21 protein-coding genes are annotated in these 18,033 nt (G+C 35.2%); 9 read left to right on the top strand and 12 right to left on the bottom strand.

Features of this window, described 5'->3' with window-relative positions:
- Nucleotides 1-7: 7 nt before the first annotated feature.
- The 5 genes from deoB to spoIIM form a co-directional block, all read right to left on the bottom strand.
- Entirely contained in the window at nt 8-1,192 is a 1,185-nt protein-coding gene (gene deoB, locus NKG37_RS22605) for a phosphopentomutase (RefSeq protein WP_254415363.1), read from the bottom strand.
- Nucleotides 1,193-1,980: 788 nt separating this feature from the next.
- Nucleotides 1,981-2,874: a site-specific tyrosine recombinase XerD gene (gene xerD / locus NKG37_RS22610; protein ID WP_212120104.1), complete on the bottom strand. Its 894-nt coding sequence runs from the start codon at nt 2,872-2,874 to the stop codon at nt 1,981-1,983.
- A 4-nt stretch (nt 2,875-2,878) separates the two neighbouring features.
- On the bottom strand, nt 2,879-3,112 hold the full coding sequence (locus tag NKG37_RS22615) for a YqzK family protein (protein WP_254415364.1): 234 nt from the start codon (nt 3,110-3,112) through the stop codon (nt 2,879-2,881).
- Nucleotides 3,113-3,860: 748 nt separating this feature from the next.
- A complete protein-coding gene (locus NKG37_RS22620) occupies nt 3,861-4,325 on the bottom strand; it encodes a ferric iron uptake transcriptional regulator (protein ID WP_016203189.1) in 465 nt (154 codons plus the stop codon).
- A gap of 162 nt (nt 4,326-4,487) precedes the next feature.
- Nucleotides 4,488-5,156 carry a stage II sporulation protein M gene (gene spoIIM, locus NKG37_RS22625; protein WP_254415365.1) on the bottom strand — a complete coding sequence of 223 codons (669 nt, stop codon included), beginning with the start codon at nt 5,154-5,156 and terminating at the stop codon, nt 4,488-4,490.
- 153 nt (nt 5,157-5,309) lie between these two features.
- Between spoIIM and NKG37_RS22630 the strand changes: the two genes are divergently transcribed.
- On the top strand, nt 5,310-5,867 hold the full coding sequence (locus NKG37_RS22630) for a GNAT family N-acetyltransferase (RefSeq protein ID WP_254415366.1): 558 nt from the start codon (nt 5,310-5,312) through the stop codon (nt 5,865-5,867).
- A gap of 152 nt (nt 5,868-6,019) precedes the next feature.
- Here NKG37_RS22630 and NKG37_RS22635 read toward each other — a convergent pair whose 3' ends face one another.
- Complete coding sequence (locus tag NKG37_RS22635; RefSeq protein WP_254415367.1) at nt 6,020-7,186, bottom strand: endonuclease Q family protein; 1,167 nt, start codon at nt 7,184-7,186, stop codon at nt 6,020-6,022.
- A 2-nt stretch (nt 7,187-7,188) separates the two neighbouring features.
- Nucleotides 7,189-7,737, bottom strand: a complete 549-nt coding sequence (locus NKG37_RS22640; protein ID WP_016203193.1) for an NUDIX domain-containing protein — start codon at nt 7,735-7,737, stop codon at nt 7,189-7,191.
- 87 nt (nt 7,738-7,824) lie between these two features.
- Here NKG37_RS22640 and mciZ point away from each other — a divergent pair, with 87 nt between their 5' ends.
- The 5 genes from mciZ (at nt 7,825) to NKG37_RS22665 (ending at nt 11,754) form a co-directional block, all read left to right on the top strand.
- Nucleotides 7,825-7,965 (top strand): Z-ring formation inhibitor MciZ, encoded by a 141-nt coding sequence (mciZ, locus tag NKG37_RS22645; protein WP_212120097.1) that lies wholly within the window; start codon nt 7,825-7,827, stop codon nt 7,963-7,965.
- 71 nt (nt 7,966-8,036) lie between these two features.
- Nucleotides 8,037-8,948, top strand: coding sequence for an aldo/keto reductase (locus NKG37_RS22650; RefSeq protein WP_254415368.1), 912 nt, complete (start codon nt 8,037-8,039; stop codon nt 8,946-8,948).
- A 985-nt stretch (nt 8,949-9,933) separates the two neighbouring features.
- The gene (locus tag NKG37_RS22655) at nt 9,934-10,170 is read left to right on the top strand and encodes a DUF3977 family protein (RefSeq protein WP_016203195.1); all 237 of its coding nucleotides are present in this window, start codon (nt 9,934-9,936) and stop codon (nt 10,168-10,170) included.
- 155 nt (nt 10,171-10,325) lie between these two features.
- The gene (locus NKG37_RS22660; protein ID WP_254415369.1) at nt 10,326-10,883 is read left to right on the top strand and encodes a cysteine hydrolase family protein; all 558 of its coding nucleotides are present in this window, start codon (nt 10,326-10,328) and stop codon (nt 10,881-10,883) included.
- 292 nt (nt 10,884-11,175) lie between these two features.
- Nucleotides 11,176-11,754, top strand: coding sequence for a nucleotidyltransferase family protein (locus tag NKG37_RS22665; RefSeq protein ID WP_254415370.1), 579 nt, complete (start codon nt 11,176-11,178; stop codon nt 11,752-11,754).
- Nucleotides 11,755-12,344: 590 nt separating this feature from the next.
- Here NKG37_RS22665 and NKG37_RS22670 read toward each other — a convergent pair.
- Nucleotides 12,345-13,751 carry a MocR-like pyridoxine biosynthesis transcription factor PdxR gene (locus NKG37_RS22670; RefSeq protein WP_254415371.1) on the bottom strand — a complete coding sequence of 469 codons (1,407 nt, stop codon included), beginning with the start codon at nt 13,749-13,751 and terminating at the stop codon, nt 12,345-12,347.
- Nucleotides 13,752-13,878: 127 nt separating this feature from the next.
- Here NKG37_RS22670 and NKG37_RS22675 point away from each other — a divergent pair, with 127 nt between their 5' ends.
- From NKG37_RS22675 to NKG37_RS22685, 3 genes are all read left to right on the top strand, one after another.
- A complete protein-coding gene (locus NKG37_RS22675; RefSeq protein WP_040343393.1) occupies nt 13,879-14,298 on the top strand; it encodes a GNAT family N-acetyltransferase in 420 nt (139 codons plus the stop codon).
- 284 nt (nt 14,299-14,582) lie between these two features.
- Nucleotides 14,583-15,278, top strand: a complete 696-nt coding sequence (locus NKG37_RS22680; protein WP_254415372.1) for an HAD family hydrolase — start codon at nt 14,583-14,585, stop codon at nt 15,276-15,278.
- A gap of 68 nt (nt 15,279-15,346) precedes the next feature.
- A complete protein-coding gene (locus tag NKG37_RS22685; RefSeq protein WP_205835624.1) occupies nt 15,347-15,589 on the top strand; it encodes a hypothetical protein in 243 nt (80 codons plus the stop codon).
- 113 nt (nt 15,590-15,702) lie between these two features.
- On the opposite strand, the gene NKG37_RS22690 is transcribed toward NKG37_RS22685, so the two are convergent.
- The 4 genes from NKG37_RS22690 to NKG37_RS22705 form a co-directional block, all read right to left on the bottom strand.
- Nucleotides 15,703-16,176: a YxiG family protein gene (locus tag NKG37_RS22690; protein WP_101730925.1), complete on the bottom strand. Its 474-nt coding sequence runs from the start codon at nt 16,174-16,176 to the stop codon at nt 15,703-15,705.
- Nucleotides 16,177-16,257: 81 nt separating this feature from the next.
- On the bottom strand, nt 16,258-16,683 hold the full coding sequence (locus NKG37_RS22695; protein WP_254415373.1) for a hypothetical protein: 426 nt from the start codon (nt 16,681-16,683) through the stop codon (nt 16,258-16,260).
- Nucleotides 16,684-16,700: 17 nt separating this feature from the next.
- Nucleotides 16,701-17,276 carry a histidine phosphatase family protein gene (locus NKG37_RS22700; RefSeq protein ID WP_254415374.1) on the bottom strand — a complete coding sequence of 192 codons (576 nt, stop codon included), beginning with the start codon at nt 17,274-17,276 and terminating at the stop codon, nt 16,701-16,703.
- A 22-nt stretch (nt 17,277-17,298) separates the two neighbouring features.
- Nucleotides 17,299-18,009, bottom strand: coding sequence for an alpha/beta hydrolase family protein (locus tag NKG37_RS22705; protein ID WP_254415375.1), 711 nt, complete (start codon nt 18,007-18,009; stop codon nt 17,299-17,301).
- Nucleotides 18,010-18,033 lie beyond the last annotated feature (24 nt).

An 18,033-nucleotide genomic window follows, 5' to 3' on the forward strand; every position in this document is an offset into this window, starting at 1 on the left:
ATTCCCCTTATTTTAAGTCATTTAAGAAGCTTGTTCCATGCTTCGGTAGCTTTACGGCAAAATTTTCTGCAACCGTTGCACCAATATCAGCAAAGGTTTTGCGAAGTGGCAATTCCTTCGGTTCTTTTAGTGCTTTGCTATACACTAACAATGGTACATACTCTCTCGTATGATCTGTTCCATGATGGATTGGATCATTTCCGTGGTCTGCAGTAATGATTAATAAATCATCTTCCTTAAGTAATTCAAACACTTCTGGCAGTCTTGCATCATACTCTTCTAAAGCTTTTCCGTATCCAATTGGATCTCTTCTATGTCCATATAAAGCATCAAAATCTACTAAATTCAAAAAGCTTAAACCAGTAAAATCCATTTTCAATGTATCTACTAGCTTGTCCATGCCATCCATATTGGAGACCGTTCTTAATGATTTTGTAACTCCTTCACCATCATAAATGTCAGAGATTTTTCCAATAGCGATACTTTCTATTTGATTATCTTTCAACTCATTCATTACCGTACGATCAAATGGTTTTAGTGTATAGTCATGGCGGTTTGCTGTACGTTTAAAGTTTCCTGGCTCGCCAACAAACGGTCTTGCAATAATACGTCCAACCATGTATTTCTCGTCCAATGTTAATTCTCTCGCTAATTCACAAATGCGATACAGTTCATCTAATGGAACAATTTCTTCATGTGCAGCAATTTGCAGCACAGAATCTGCAGATGTATAAACAATTAGTGCACCAGTTTTCATATGCTCTTCGCCTAGTTCATCAAGAATTTCTGTCCCACTCGCTGGTTTATTTCCGATAATTTTACGGCCTGATTTTTCCTCGATTTCATTTAATAGTTCATCTGGGAATCCTTCAGGGAAAACACGAAATGGTGTTTCTACGTTCAACCCCATTATCTCCCAATGACCAGTCATTGTATCTTTTCCATTTGATGCTTCCTGCATTTTTGTATAATAGGCCAGTGGCTGTGTGCTAGGCTCTACACCTTTAATTTTATCAATATTACTTAACCCTAGTTTCGCCATATTCGGCATATGCAAGCCGTTCATTCGCTCTGCAATATGCCCTAATGTATGCGCTCCTTCATCATCGAATTTTTTTGCATCTGGAGCTTCGCCAATTCCAACTGAATCCATTACAATTAAGAAAACACGATTGTATTTATATGTAGACATTTATATCCTCCTTTTACCGTTTCAATCACCCTATTTTACCCTACAGTATATATTCTTATTAACCTTAAAAATTATAGCATAATCGTCAGAAGTCTGACATCATTTTCATTAATTTAAGAAATATTTAAATCGCTTTCTATTTCACTTCTTTATTATACCTTTTTTAAATTCAAAAATAAAAGGCTGGGACATAAGTATTCCATCCATAGATAAACCCGAACAACTATCAAAGAATCCTAAATGGTTGTTCGGGTTTTATTAGTTTTATAAAAGGTTGTTTCAGTACAGTTAGTGTTAATATCCGCAGCCTGAATACACTTCGCTTTCCACGGGGCGAGCGCCGAGCCGCTTCGGCCTCTGGCCTGCAGGGTCTCGGACTTTCTCGCAGCTCCCATAGGAGTCTACGTGTATTCAGGCTGCTCCATATTTCCTACTAATTCATTTTTTCTAAAAAAACAATATTTTTTAGGGAATTGCCTTTAAAAACAGAGTGGAATGGAGCGGAAGACACTCGACTCCTGCGGGAAGTAGAGCAATCTTTAGACCCCACAGGCTTTAGCCGAGGAGGCTTAGGTTACTCCCCGGCGAATCGTGTTTCTGTAGTTTAATGGAACGAATTAGTTTTTACACTTGACTATATTTAAAAACATAAATAACCATTGTATAAAAGAAACCTTTATTTAAGAGATAAATTAGAGATTGTTCGTCTTTACAGATTGGCTATTTAGTTTTGTCCCAGCCTCTATCAAGTTCTATCTCATCCAACTACAAGATTGCCTATTACTTCCTTATGCGCGAGGATGAAATTGACTATATACATCCTTCAATCTAGTTTTTGTTACATGCGTATATATTTGGGTTGTCGATATATCTGCATGTCCAAGCATTTCCTGAACCGCCCTTAAATCAGCACCATTTTCCAATAAGTGTGTTGCAAAAGAATGTCTTAATGTATGTGGCGTTATTTCTTTTTCAATATGTGCTTCCTTGCCTAATCGTTTTAGGATTTTCCAAAATCCTTGTCTTGTTAATCGATTGCCATGATGATTTAAGAACAAGGAATTTTCTGTTGACTTTTTCTGTTGCAAAAACGCCGGTCTCGCCTCAGTTAAATATGCATCTAATGCTCTTGTCGCTGCTCCTCCAATTGGGATAATTCTTTCTTTATTCCCTTTGCCGATACAGCGGATAAATCCCATTGTGAGATGGACATCATCCATATTCAAATTTATTAACTCACTCACCCGAATTCCGGTTGCATAGAGAAGCTCAAGCATTGCTTTATCTCTTAGTCCATAGTGGTCATTTTTATGTGGAAAATCAAGAAGTGCTTCCACTTCCTCCATGGATAAAATTTTGGGCAATGTCCTTTCTGCCTGCGGTGTCTCAATATGTACAGTTGGATCCTCATCAAGCACACGATCGCGAAAAAGAAATTGATGGAACGCACGAATAGAGGCAATATGACGTGCAATCGTTTTTGATGATTTCCCTTGGTCTTTTAAAAATCCCAAAAAACGAATGATGTGAGAGCGTTGTATTTCTTGTATACCACATCGTTCCACATTTTTCATATACTTCATATAACTTTTTAGGTCTCTTTCATATGATACAAGTGTATTGCTCGCCAAACCCTTTTCAACTAATAAATAATGCATAAAATCTTTTAATTGATCTTCCATAGGATTACTCCCCATTTAAGTAAAACAGGAATATTCGATCCCTCCATGAATATTTTTCTGTTTTTAGACTATTATCAGCATTCACCTTGACAGCAGAACCAGATGGCTCATCATAGCGATGCAGCTGTTGATATTCTTGATTAAACCAAACAATTGCATAATAAAAAAGAATCGTACATCCTGTAAACAGGAGAAACACTTTTAATGTATTTAGCATTGCTCTTGTCCATCGTCTCATCCAAAATCCCTCCATAGCTTCTCTAATACAAGCTATGCCAGGTTGGACAATTAATATACCTAATGGACCTATTATTCTTATTATAATGGAATTAAATATAATTTAAAGCGTTATGTCCTGAATCTCCAGCTAATCTTTCACTATCCTTGTAAAACGGTAGCTATCCTGAATCAGATGTAATTTAACTTAAGGATTATGACCAATAGAAATATTTTAAGAACAAAAAAAGCAAAATGGTCTAAACGTCCTTTTCCTATACAATATAGGGAAAATCGCTTAGACCATATCTTATTTGACAGTCTCCATGACCGGAGCAGTTCGGTTTTTTTAGTGGCTCTTTTTACAGAGTTAATTCTAATTCTACTCCTAACTCTAGTACAAATCTTTCTTTCCGTTCATTATTTATTTTAACTCTTTTTTTTTTATGAATTGGTCTTTAATAACGGTTTCCTCTATTTTTATTGATAGACTTTGATAACAACCCAATTTCAGCTTGAGAATTTCTTCCAAGGACTCCTCAGTCAATCTACCTTTTGCAACAGAATTGCTCACTTTGATTACTTTTCTTAAATTTGAGATACTCGTCTATTGATAAAAATTAATACTAGAATAGTAATTACTACTGTAAATACACTTAGAACTGTTACAAGAGACATCGTTCTTTGAACCAATGATTTAGAATCATAAATAGATAAATCATTAATTAGAATATACGAGCAAAATAAAAAACCTTCTCATTTGAAAAGGTTTATTCTGCGGATGAAACATCCTCACTTTTTTCCGTACAACGATGGCAAATACCATGAAATGTTAAACGATGATCTTTAATTTTAAAATTCCAGTCACGCTCTACTAATTTTTCTACATCTCCTAGTAAATCTTCTTGAATTTCATCCACTGCTCCACATTCAATACATACTAAATGGTGATGAAAGTGAGCAGCACCTTCTTGTCTCAAGTCATATCTAGAAACGCCGTCACCAAAATTTATTTTATCAACAATTTTCAATTCCGTTAGTAGTTCTAGTGTGCGATATACGGTTGCCAATCCAATCTCAGGAGATTTCTCTTTAACGAGTAAGTAAACATCTTCTGCACTAAGATGGTCTTCTTCATTTTCTAATAACACTCTAACTGTTGCTTCCCTTTGGGGAGTTAATTTATAGCTCGAAGAATGCAACAGCTTTTTTATTCTATCTAATCTACTTTCCATTCCGAAAGTCCCTCCCTAGCCACTGTCCATCTCATTATAACAGAAGTAGGAAAAGAATCCTAATAAAAATTATTATAAATAACAATTAATAATAATTATTAACTTACAATAACTCTCGTCGGTTTTTTTAACCATTCTAAATGAACGAGTGAACAAGCTTCTCTATATAAAAGGCACCACGATAATACTCGATTGTACCATATTAATGACTGCTTTCATTAAAAGTGGTGAAATATACGCCTCGACTGCGGCTGCTATTCCAATTACCACAAATGCAATCATAAGGAGAAATGTATATCTAGCAAACAGTGGCAACATTGGTTCTCCCTTTTTCTTCATGAATTGTTGGCGAATCATTTTAAAAGAGAACGCTACTGATAGTGTAGCAGAAATTATAAAAATTGGAATAACAATTAGATTTTGTGGCAAAACAGACACAAATGACAGTAAAAAGCCATGCCAGCCCATCTGATTGACCAAAAAGCCAACGGTGAAACCAACTACCATCCCTTTAATAAATAGGAGGATTAAAATAATGGGCAGCCCGATGATAGAAATCCCTAAAAGCCAAATAAAGCCAATGTATTTACTATTATGCGAAAAGCTTTGAAAAAATAAATTTTTGCTGTCCGCTACTTGTCCATTTGATACCTGTCCAAAAAACTGTGTCAAATAATAGTAGAGATCTTCCTTTTGGGAGAGCGACAAACTATTCACTACAATTGCTCCAAAAATAACCCCCATTAAAAACAATACAATGATAAATAAATAAATTGAGGAATGATCACGGATATGAGTCACTAGGATATTCTGATATTTTTTCTTTTTCATTGCCTTTCCTCCCGCCAAGTCTGTTAGTTTATGTTTATGCACGAAAGGTAGGCATATGACTACAAATCTATTATTAATAGAAATGAAAAAATTATCCGATTATTATGTTTTTTATAGCGAAGATATGATAGATTAACATCTGAGGTGAGAGGAATGAAACCGATTTTAATAGATTTACCAGAAACAATCGAAACAGAAAGATTAATGTTACGTCCATGTATGCCTGGAGATGGCAAGGAAGTCTATGAAAGCATTCAGCGGTCAAAGGATTCCTTTAGACCTTGGATGGTTTTTGCTAACAAGGAGCAATCATTAGAGGAAGTCGAAGCAGGTGTACGAGAATCGTATGCTAAATATATTTTAAGAGAGGATTTACGATTACATATTTATTTAAAGGAAACCAATGAGTTTATCGGTTCAACTGGGCTGCATTCTATTGATTGGAAAGTCCGCGTTTTTGAAATTGGCTATTGGTGCGATTCAGCCCATACAGGAAATGGTTATATTACAGAAAGTACTAAAGCGTTAATTAAGCTTGCAAAAGAAACACTTCAGGCTAATCGAATAGAGATTCGCGTTGATTCTACAAACATAAAAAGCCGAGCTATTCCGGAAAAACTCGGCTTTTCATTGGATGGTCTATTGAAAAATGAAACACTTAGTGCCGATACGCTGGAATTAAGAGATATTTGTCTATATTCTTTGACATAATGCCAAAAATCCCACGAATATTTGATTGTGGGATTTTTAATTTAGAGCTGTTTTCAAAAAGAACATTATATTTTCAATAGGCAAACTTAATATATAGAAATACGGAGCAGCCTAAATTCACGAAAACAACTTAATTGAAAAATAAATCTGCCCTATTTATCTACCCTTATTTTGCCGTATTTTCCGCCACCGCCCACTTGCAAGTTTAACCTTCCCGTTCTTGCTGCAACAACATAATCTGCTACTTTCTTTGGGATGATTTCCACTAACTTATCATATGGGGCTTCATGGATTATTTGCATTTCTGTAGAAAAGTAATCCAGTAATTTTTGTAGCGTTTTTTTTCCTAAGCCAGGTATATATTCTAACGGTATTTGATGAATATAGGGTGGTCTATTAGGTGTAGAAGTAGCGTCTGTTAAATCAGTAATTCTTGCAGCTACCCCCTTCACCCATTTATGACTCCCACATTCACTACATATGCCTTTCGTTTCTGAAAAAGGAGCGTAACATTTCATACAAACTGTTTCATGATACTTACCCAATTTCGGATCTAGCCCAAAATTCGCAACGATTCGTCTTCCTTCTACTTGATGAAGGACTTTTGCGAATTCCGAAAAAGAAGCTTCCTCCATCTCCATTACTTGATATTCTCGTGCAATTTTTTCTAAGGAATGGGCATCTGAATTTGTTATAAAAGAAAAAGCGTGTAATTCTGTAATTTGATCAGCCATCTCCGTATCGGAGCTCAAACCAAGCTCGATCCCATCAATCATTTGCTCATCCAACACTTCCTTTAAGGATCGATAAACACCGCTTCCATATAAACTTTTAAATGGCGTAAATACATGCGCTGGGATGAAAAGCCCATTTAGTTCTTTTACTTTAGACTGTAGTTCTTTTCCGCTGATATAAAGGCGTTGAGAACTTAATGTTACATTTTTCATATGGCGCGCGATCCAATTCGAGAATTCCTTCATTTTAGCTAAAGTCGGGAGATAGCATAATACATGGATTGGCCCCTTGCAAGAAGAATCGTATATTTCGAGCTCTGACCCAAGAATAATCGTAATTTCTTCCATCCTAACCCCACCGTTAGGCAATTCCATCATCTTCCCATGCTCTATTAACTCTTCCATTTCCAAAATAACTTCAGGGGAATGACAGTCAATAATGCCAATCATATCAAGCCCCTTTTGTTTGCTTGCATACTCAATGATAGAGGTTAAGGTAAGATTACGTGATGCTGTAATTTTTACCGGCTTACCACTCTTTGTTCTACCAATATGGATATGTAAATCAGTGTAAAAAGACTTCATTCTTACTCCTTTAATTGGGCAATTTGTAAATATTGTACCCCAAAAATCGTTTTTGCATCAAAAATTCGTTGCTCCTTGATTAGTTCCAATGCTTCATCCAATGTGATTTCCAATACATTCACAAACTCATCTTCATCCAGTCCAGCTGCATCTTCTTTTTTCGTTAAACCTTTTGCTACATATACATGAATGATTTCATCAGCAAAACCTGGTGAAGTATAGAAGGAACTTACCAATTCTAAAGATTTGCAATCATATCCCGTTTCTTCTTCTAATTCTCTTCTTGCACAAAGAGCTGGTTCTTCTCCTTTTTCTAATTTTCCAGCCGGGATTTCGACAATTACTTTTTCTAGGGGCTTGCGATATTGTTCTACCATTACAAGTTTGTTATCTTCTGTTATGGCTATTACCGCAACTGCTCCAGGATGCTTCACTAATTCTCGTGTGGATGTTTTTCCATTTGGCAATTCTACCTCATCCACTTGCACTTGAATAATTCTCCCACTAAAAATATGCTCTGTTTTTAACGTTTTTTCTTCTAATGTACTCATTTAACCCACTCCTGTTCTATTAAGCAAAAGCTCTCACATATAGATTATTATACTTCATTTCTGTTCAATGGAAAGGATTGGGGAAGCTTGAAAGTATATATTCGCGAAAAGGGAATTGTTTTAACAGGGAAGGCTTGGGAAATCCGCTATATTCTTAAAAAATACCAAACTGAATTTACCTATGTAAAAGATTGGATAAACGCAAATTCGAACAGTTCGAAAAAATAAGCCATTTTCTTTGTGTATAAACTTCATCTTTCGTACAATAAGAGATATCTTAAGTGGAGAGGTGTTCCATTTTGCAAAAGTCACAATTAGGCAGTTCTAACTTATTTGTTTCTAAACTAGGTCTGGGATGTATGAGTCTTGGTACCGATGAAAAAACCGCTTTTCCGATTTTAGAAGCAGCACTTGAAGAAGGAATTAATTATTTTGACACAGCCGATTTATATGATCAAGGAAAAAATGAGCAATTGCTCGGTCAGTTTTTCAAGAATAATCGCGAAGATGTCATTCTTGCTACAAAGGTAGGCAATAAGTGGGAAGAAGGACAAGAAGGCTGGGTTTGGGATGCAAGAAAAGCCTATATTAAAGAACAAGTAAAACAAAGCCTAAAGCGCCTTGGCACAGATTATATTGATTTATATCAGCTGCACGGAGGCACGATGGAAGATCCAATAGAGGAAACGATTGAGGCATTTGAAGAATTAAAAGACGAAGGAGTTATTCTTTATTACGGAATTTCTTCGATTCGTCCCAATGTCATTCGCGAATATGTCAAACGTTCTTCTATTGTTTCTGTTATGATGCAATCTAGCATTTTAGACAGACGCCCAGAAGAAGAAGTACTACCATTACTCGCTGAAAACAATATTAGTGTCGTTACGCGCGGACCTGTTGCAAAAGGTCTTTTAAGCCCTAAGTACCGTGATAAGCTAACAGAAAAAGGCTATCTAAATTATTCTGGTGAAGAACTGAAAGAAGTTTTGCAAACACTAGAACAAAAATTCTTAGATAAGCGGACACTTACAGAAGCAGCAATTCAATACAACTTAGCTCAGCCCGCTGTTGCTAGTATCATTGCAGGTGCAAGCTCTGTAGAACAGCTTCACGCCAATGCAAATGCCGTGAATAGTGCCCCATTAACAGCGGAAGAATTAGCGTTTATTCAAAAGGTTTCGAAAGCATCGGTTTATGAGGCACATCGTTAATAAAATATATGTTTATTTCTAAACAAGTTGCTTGAAGAGACTGGGACAAAAGTATTCCAGCCAAAGATAAATCCGAACAATTATACGAACATACTAATGAAAGTTCCGTATAATTGTTTGGTTTTTTTAATTATTTTTAAAAGGTTGTTTCCATGAAGTTTGGTGCAATTCCCCGCAGCCGGAATGAACTTCGCTTTCCGCTGGGCTAGGCTTAAGCCTCCTCAGTTTCGCCTCCAGGGTCTCAGACTGTCTCGCTAATCCCACAGGAGTCTTCGTATATTCCGGCTGCTCTGTTTTCCGAACTAATTATATTTCCTCTTGTAAAAAGTATGCGCAAGCAGCCGCTATTTACTAGCTAAATGAGAGATTGTTTGTCTTTACAAAGTATCTATTTAGTTATGTCTCTTATAATTGGTATAATTAGTATAAAGATCGAGATGAGTAAATTATATTGTTTTTTATTTATTTATTTATGAACGCTACTTTTGCTCTCTTCTCTTGAAAAAGTGGCGTTCATCTTGTTTATGAACGCTAGTTTTACTCTCTTCTCTTGAAAAAGTGGTGTTCATCTTGTTTATGAACGCTAGTTTTACTCTCTTCTCTTGAAAAAGTGGTGTTCATCTTGTTTATGAACGCCAGTTTTGCCCTCTTCTTTTGGAAAAGTGGCGTTCATCTTGTTTATGAACGCTAGTTTTGCCCTCTTCTTTTGGAAAAGTGGCGTTCATCTTGTTTATGAACGATGGTTTTGCCCTCTTCTTTTGAAAAAGTGGCGTTCATCTTGATCATGAACGATGGTTTTGCCCTCTTCTATCGGAAAAGTGGCGTTCATCTTGTTTATGAACACTGGTTTTGCCCTCTTCTTTCGAAAAAGTGGCATTCTATTCTGCTTATGAACAACGATTTCCACCTAGCCTTTTAGAAAAATAGTAATCATGTCTATACAAGCTCCTTTATTTTACGAGAATAATAGAAACGAGGAATTTCTTTGAAATACATCGAATTTGGTATTGGCAACAAATGGCTTATTCGCACTGAAACTGAATTAAAGAATGGATTAGAGTTTGAAGAAAAAGGAATTAAGAGACCTATTAAACTTCACTCTCTCTATACTAGAATTTGGATTGGAAAAACAGTGATTATTATCGATTCAAAAGAAGGGTTTAAAAAAGGGAAAAAAGAACGAAATGCGATTAAATTAATATTAGGAATAAAGAGCTTGTAACCTTTAAGAAGTTATAAAACCATTTCGCCGTTCACTCTTCTATCTCTACTATTCCAAAAAAGGAAAATCCCTCATCAATAACGAATACTACATCTAAGAATGAAACTGCGGTTCAAATTATCTACCATTATTTTATATAAAAAGGGGTTTTTCGATTGAATCAAGTATTATTAATTATTGATGTGCAACAAGAGCTTGTTGATGGCAATGAGCAAACAAATGAGATTTATAATAAAACTGGATTATTAGAGACAATTAATCTAGTTATTGAAAAGGCAAATAAAACAAAAGTAGAAGTTATTTTCGTAAGAGATAAAGATGTTGCTGGAGGGGAAGGTCCTGGATTTCAAATTCATTCCGATTTGAATGTCCCTGTTGAAGCAAAAATCTTTGATAAATATGCTACTAATGCCTTTTATGGGACAGGATTATTAGAGTATTTGCAATCAAAAAGTATAAATCATCTTGTTATTATGGGCTGTGAAACACCTTATTGTATTGATACTGCTGTCCGGACAGCAACAGTAAACAAGATGGATGTAACATTAGTTGGTAACGGACATTCCACAACTGACTCTACCATTCTTCCTGCAGAAAAAATCATTGAACATCATAATAAGATATTACACGGTCATTATAATGTCGATCATTTTTCCATCGTTCGTGAAGCTGCTGAGGATTTGTTTGCGCCTATTCATGATAGTTATCGATAGAAAGAGTTAACTCATACTCCTTTATAACATACAATCGGAATGGGATGATGAGAATAATCTAGAAGGAAAATCTTTGATAAAAACAACATAAATGAAACTTCCATCAGTGGAGGTTTTCTTTCATACCCAAGACCTTTACGGACAGTTGATTTCCACCTATCTTCCTCGTATTCTCATAAGCTTGAGGGGGGAGTCTTACTGTCCATTAAGTGTGGGATAAAGTAAAACTCCTCTCAAAAACGGATGTCAAAATAAGAATATACGTTCGCAAATAAATAGAGGAGGAATTAGCATGTTACAGAGTGAAGAATCGATCCTTCATATCATTAAAAAGGATAAAATAATGATGGAGATTATAAAAGCTACTAGTACTTTAAATTTACCTGACTGGTGGATATGTGCTGGTTTTGTCCGATCAAAAATATGGGATTTCTTACATGGTTTTAATGAACGGACTAGTATACCTGATGTAGATGTGATTTATTTTGATCCTACTAGAATAGATGAGAAGTACGAAAAGGAATTAGAGAAGAAGCTATTTTATTTAATGCCTGCAATCCCTTGGTCTGTCAAAAATCAAGCTAGAATGCATATCGTTAATAATTTACCACCTTATCGATCCTCTGAAGATGCCATTTCCAAATTCCCAGAAACGGCAACCGCTCTTGGAGTAATGCTAGATAATGATAACAATTTAGTACTTACTGCTCCTTGTGGAATTGATGATGTAATTAACTTAGTGTTAAAACCTACTCCTTATTTTACAGAAGCGAACGAACGGGTTGCTATTTATGAGGCACGAATAGGAAATAAGAATTGGCAATCTATTTGGAATAAGCTTAAAGTTCATCCTATTAAAAATAGTAATTAAGGCTGGGACAAAACTAAATAGCCACTCTATAAAGACGAACAATCTCTAATGTAGCTCTTAAATAAAGGCTAAGTTTTGATACTAGTTATTTATGATTTTAAATATAATCAAGTTTTAAAAAATAATTCGTTCCATTGCGCTGCAGTCACTCGCTTTCCGCGGGGAGGAAGCTGAGCCTCCTCGCTGCGCTGCGGGGGCTCAGCCTTTCCTCTATTTCCCGCAGGAGTCAAGTGTCTTCCGCTCCATTTCACTCCGTTTTTAAAGCCTATTTCCTAATAAAATATTGTTTTTTCAAGAAAAAAATGAATTAGTAGGAAATATGGAGCAGCCTGAATACACGGAGACTCCTGTAGGAATAGCGAGAAAGCCTGAGACCCTGCAGGCCAAAGGCCGAAGCGGCTCAGCGCGAGCCCCACGGAAAGCGGAGTGTATTCAGGCTGCGGGTGATAACAACTGAAACAGCTTTTACAAGTTAATTAAAAAACCAAACAATCGTACGAAATTTCGTGTAATTGTTTGGTTTTAACTTGGGCTGAAATACTTATGTCCCAGCCTTCTTTGATTAGGGGAGACACAGATTGCTCCTTATTCTAGACTAACTCCCAAGCCTTCATTAACAATTCTACCCCTGCTTCTATTTCCAATTCTGTCAATCCGCCATATCCTATAATTACTTTAGGATTGCCGGGATAGTTATTTTGAAAATAATACGGAGACATAGGATATACTTTCACTCCAAAATCCAATGCTTTTTCAATTAATCTAGCTTCACTCCAATCAGTCTTCACTTCTAAAACAATATGAAGTCCAGCATTTTCTCCAATCACTTCTACATTTCTATCTAAATATCGATGAATAGCCTGGAGTAATACTTGCCGCTTTTTTCGATATAATGTTCTCATTTTGTTTAAATGGCTATTCCAATAGCCTTCTTTAATAAACCGGTACAATGTATCTTGATGCATACGAGAAACAGTTTGCTTATAAACCGTGAAATGATTCTGATATACACTAGATAAGGGCTCTGGCAAAACAGCATAGCTGATTCTCAAGGAAGGGATTAATGATTTTGAGAAGGTTCCTAAATAAATAATCCGATTGTTTCCATCCAGACCTTGAAGTGCTGGAATTGGCTTTCCTTTATAGCGATATTCTCCGTCATAATCATCTTCTATAATAAAGCCATTATTTTTTTCTGCCCAATTTAATAATTCAAATCTGCGTGTAATTGGCATAATCATTCCATATGGGAATTGATGAGACGGAGTTACGTAGGCGACATTTGCTTTACTTTTATTGAGATGAGAAACCTCCATACCATTTTCATCAATAGGAATAGGGATTGTTGATATCCCCATATCCTGTAAAACCACTCTAACTCGGTGATAGCCAGGGTTTTCAAGTGCAAATATTTTATCCCTTCCTAACAATAAAACAAGTAATCCAATTAATACTTGCGTACCTGCCCCTATTACAATTTGATTCGGATAACAATGCACCCCTCTTGCCTCATACAAATGCTTGGCAATTTGTTCTCTTAAGTTTAGCTCTCCTTGTGGATCTCCATTTGCAAACCATGAATTTTGATCTTCATATATGGATTGCATGGATAGTTTTCTCCAGTTATTGTAAGGAAAACATTTAGTATCCACCTTACCTGAGTTGAAATCCATTTTAACTTGTTTCATTTGTTCTTTCTTCTTTTCCACATGCGGGATTTCTTTACCTAGTTGATAGCTATATTCTTCATCAATGTTCAAAACAAATAATCCTTTTCGCGGAATACTTTCTACATATCCTTCTGCGCATAATTGATCATAGGCTGCTTGAACTGTATTTAAACTTAGCTGCAAATGAGTTGATAACTTTCTTTTTGAAGGTAATTTTTCATTAGGTAAAATATGTTTATTCATAATTTCTTGTTTAATAAATTCAGCTAATTGAATATAAAGCGGCTCCCTACTATCTTTCTGTAAAATGGGTGTTAATTCTAACACTAACTAATCCCCCCTATTCAACTGATACCATTAAAAAGATAAAATCTGATACTTTAGATTATACCAAATTCCAATTACATTAAAGATTAGAAATGGAGGAATAGATATGATAAATGAACAATTACTCATGAAAGAATTGACTACAGAGGAAGAATGGAAATCAGCATTTCCAGTTATGAAGCAATTAAGAACACAATTAGATTTGGACACATATCTTGCATTAGTGTCTGAATCGGTTCAAAAAGAAGGATACCGTATGATTGCCCTTTGCAATCAAAAGGAAATCGTTGCCCTTTGTGGATATATGCCCATGATCACCTTATACAATGGCAAATTTATATGGGTTTGTGAATTAATTACAGATAGCAGACATCGTTCAAAAGGTCATGGAAAAATATTATTAGACTATGTTCAACAGTGGGCCATCGACAATGACTATCCTATCGTGTCTTTATCTTCTGGTTTACAACGTATCGATGCCCATCGTTTTTATGAAGAGAAGATGGAATATGAAAAAGTAAGCTATGTTTATTTGAAGAAAATATAACTAAAAGTATTTTCAAAAAAATATATGTCTAATTTTTTGGGGTCACTACATTTCTGCAGGGTCTAAGACTGTCTCGCTAATCCAACAGGAGCATTCGTGTATTCCGGCTGCTCCATTTTTCCAACTAATTGTTTTTCCTATTAAAAAACAACATTCCTTTAGAAAACAGCCTAAACTAAAATATATATATTCAAACTCGCCTTCTCATATGAAAATCCTTTAATTAGGAAGGATTTTCTTTCTTTTTCAAAGAAAATATAACTATCTAGGATGAAAGGTGGGTTATGAAAACAGTGATTAAAGCCGCTTTCTTTGATTTGGATGGAACGATGCTTGATAGAGATGCATCGGTAAAACAGTTTATAGTAAAACAATATGACAGATTGGAGAAGTTTCTTTCTCCTATTTCCAAACGAACTTATTGTGAACGATTTATTGAATTAGATAACCATGGCTATGTCTGGAAAGATAAAGTTTATACGCAACTAGTTGAAGACTATCAGATAAAAGGATTAACTTCAGAAGACCTTCTTGAAGATTATCTCACTTATTTTAAAGAAGATTGCCTCCCTTTTCCTAGGCTAGTCGAAATGCTAGAGCAACTAAAACAAAATCATCTTAAGCTAGCAATTATTTCGAATGGAAATGGCAGATTTCAAATGGATAATATTCTCTCCCTTGGAATCAAATCCTATTTTGAGGTGATTCTTATTTCAGAATGGGAAGGGATGAAAAAGCCAGATCAACAAATATTTCAACGTGCTATGATGAAATTAAATATAACACCGAAAGAATGTATCTTTATCGGTGACCATCCTAAAAATGATATTATTGCCGCAAAACAAGCAGGAATGGAGACAGTCTGGAAAAGAAATGACCAGTGGAATGGTGCGAAAACTAATTTTATTATTGATGAACTAATTGAAATCCCTCAATTAATAACAAACTTAAACAAGAAAAAGGAATTTAGTTCGTTTTAAATAATTTGTACACTTGTATTCATTCTATAAATATTATCGTCCATATATTTGAAACAGAGGTGTTTATTATGACAGATAATTCTTTTCAAGATTTGCTGGCAGAATTAGATCAGTTAATTTCCGTTTGTGAAGAACATGCAAAAAGCAGTGATTCTGCAGAGAAGCAACGCTTTTATGAAGGCATGGCTATCGCCTATACAACTCAGCGGATGCGAATAACTGGGGAAGTTGATGCTATTGAACTGAAAGTCATCAATGAGTTATATCGTTCTCTTTCTACAACATCTTCAACCCATAGATCAAGCAAGTAAATACTGAAACCTGTTCCTTTTGGATTAAACCCAAAAAGAAAGTTGGTCATTTATTTAGCAGGAGAAAAAGCTAGAGTCATTTAAACATTCCTAGCTAGTAATGGTAAATTTTTTCAACCTAATGGTTTCTTTAATTCTTTATCATCTACAATCAAGTTTCTATACTCTTTACCATTTATACTTACGGAGTTTGCTTCGATAAAGAAGTAGTCCTTATTATTAACTTGAAAATAGAAATTTGTTGTAGATGAAAGTGTTTCTATTTCTTTTAATTCACTATTAAGACTCTCAATCTTAATTTTACCAAATCCTTGTGGAAAATAGCTTGATTCAGTTAGTAGCAAATTGGAATTTTCATCAAAATCATTTAATCTATACGTATCATACTCTGGTTCTTGATAAATATAATAAGACATGACTTGATTAAATATAATATTAATTTTGATTAATTCAGCATTATTAACACTTATTAATTTAAGGGAAATAGTTTCTTTAAGATAATTAACTTTCAAGTCAACAATAGTTTGATACTCTATTTCAGAAAAAAACTGTTGCAGTTTTTTTTCTGTATCCAAATTAACTGACACCTTAACTCATCCTCCCTATTTCTTGATTAGCTTGAGAACGCTTGTAATGTTATACGGGTTTCATTAGCATACCTTGAGGAATTACCGCATTCTCCAATATGCTTCTTTTCTTCCTACCAAGAATCTGAGCCGCTTGGCCTGCTGGATCTCAGACTGTCTCGCTAATCCCACAGGCGTCTTCGTGTATTCCGGCTGCTCCATTTTTCCAAATAATTCATTTTTCCTATTGAAAAAACAACAATCCTTTAGAAAACAGCCTTTATTAAACATCATAGTGATGGCGTGATTTTTATGGAGAGGATACTGGTGTAGCCACATATAGCCATTTCCGAGAATACAAACCTCTTTTTGGTTATATCTTTTCCGTAATGGTTCTATTATTTTAATTGTGTGAAATAAAGATACATAACCTGTAAACTCCTCTGTTTTTATAAATTCTTGAGCATATTGTTTTTCTAGTATCCGATCCCCGCCTTTATAGTTCCCGAATTTTCTTTTTATCGACATTTCACATACATCCCATTTTAACAATTTATCCGAAACCAGCCGGCCTCTTTAGGAAAATCGTCTCTGCTTAATTCTCTGCCTAATAGTAACTGGCGATAGGATGTTATTGTGCCATCATGAGATACAATATAGATTTTCTCTTTTTGTAACTGGCTGCAATTTGATAAAAATTCTTCTGCATATTTTCTAAATTTTTCTTCTACTACAGTATTAAATCCCTCATGCTCTAATGAAAAGGGAGCATTGACATCTAGTTCATAGGAAGGAAATAAATCTATTATTCTCTCCTTTCCCATCATTTCATCACATGGTAATGTCTGCTTATTAGGTAAGATAGGGAACATTCTTGGTGAAATATAAGGAGTTACTATTTTTCTACAATGAATCCCCTCACTCCAAAGCAATGCTGTTTGCATAGTTCGTACCAAAGGACTAATGAAAACAATATCCTCATGTGTTAAAGGAAAGTTCTCCTTTAACACATTCGCTTGGTCCATTCCTTTCTTGGTGAGAGAAGGATTTCTCATTTTTAGACTAGTTGGTAGATCAAGCGTATGTTCTGCCTCCCCGTGACGTATAAAGATTAATTCCATCGGATCCCTCTTCCTTTAAAAACTATATTGATTTTAACCAACCTATTAATTTCTCCATCATGGCTGGAGTAAATTCATGATTTACCTTCTTAAAAATTTCCCATTCTATATTAGTGCGTTTTTCTTCTTGAGTAAGATACTTATAGTAGTTTTCTTGTCCCTCGATCGGTATAATGGTGTCACTATCCCCATGCATAAGAAGAACAGGCGATAAACTGCTCGGTTTGTCCATTGGATCATATTTCTTTAATTGATTCTCTTCTTCTTGAGTCATCCCTTCTCTTTTATCCCGCAGGCGAAATGTTTTTTCGGTAAGTACAAATGAACCAGATCCATTTATACTTACTAAGCCACTTATGTTTGGATTCATTGCAAAGATACCATTTGCAATGAACCCACCCATAGAATTACCTACTAAAATAATATTTTTCTTCTTTAACCCTACTACTCTCACAAACTCATCAAATTCATCAATAGTCTGGAGAACTGTATTCCAAAAGTACTTTCGTGTAACGATGGAATCAAAGTGATTTTCCAATGGTTTTCTTTCATCATGATAGATGATATCAGGTATTAAAACGATAAATCCTTCTTTGGCCATTTCTTCTGCCAACTCCATGTAACCTTTTGAAGATCCACCCCACCCATGATAAAGAATTACAATTTTCTCTTTATCTTGTAGTTCATTACTAGATGCATAAAACTTATATTCACCGATCATTTGTCTTTCCACTGTATGTCCCCTTCCCTTTTTCGC

The sequence above is a fragment of the Niallia sp. RD1 genome (genome assembly GCF_024219955.1).
Classification (GTDB): domain Bacteria; phylum Bacillota; class Bacilli; order Bacillales; family Cytobacillaceae; genus Niallia; species Niallia alba.